Annotated in this window: 2 protein-coding genes; both read right to left on the minus strand. The window is 61.7% G+C overall.

Features of this window, described 5'->3' with window-relative positions; translation table 11 throughout:
* The coding region (locus AWU74_RS13585; protein WP_162505023.1) for a non-canonical purine NTP pyrophosphatase at positions 1-136 on the minus strand (136 nt) is incomplete at its 3' end.
* A 9-nt stretch (positions 137-145) separates the two neighbouring features.
* A partial coding sequence (locus tag AWU74_RS07430) for an endoribonuclease YicC domain-containing protein (protein WP_162505024.1) occupies positions 146-605 on the minus strand: 460 nt, incomplete at its 5' end.

Raw genomic sequence — 605 nt, forward strand, 5'->3', positions numbered from 1 at the left:
CCAGAAACGTCACCCCTGTCTCCTCCGGCACGCAGACGATTCCCGCGTCTGACGGTAGCTTGATTTCGTGTTCGGGCAGAATGGCGCGCAGCTCGTCCCGCTTGTGCGCGTTGCCTGTCGCAAACCACAGCGTCATGTTTCCCCCTTATTCAAGGTTCCGCGCCTGCTCGCGGATATTCTCGAGCGCGTCCTTCGCGGCTATCACCGCCTCACCCACTTCCGCGCACTGATTCTTCGAGCCGACGGTGTTGATTTCACGGTTGAGTTCCTGACAGATGAAGTCGATTCTGCGACCGGGCGCGTCGGTGCCGCCGGGGGCAAGCGCCCTGTGCAGCGCCGCGATATGGCTCTTCAGCCGGACGGTCTCCTCGCTAATCGTGTATTTGACGAGCATTGCGGCGGTTTCGCTCAGAATGCGTTGTTCGTCAGCGGCGTCACCCATGACTTCGGCAAAGCGTGCGGCGAGCTGGGCACGGAACGCCTCGTCCATTCTGGACTGCCATGTGGCGAACACCGCGAGCGAATATTCCAGCGCGGCGAGTTTATCCAACACGTCGGCGCGGAGGTTTTCGCCTTCGCGCTCGCGGTCGACGACGAATTCTCCG

Source organism: Treponema endosymbiont of Eucomonympha sp., assembly GCF_001028545.1.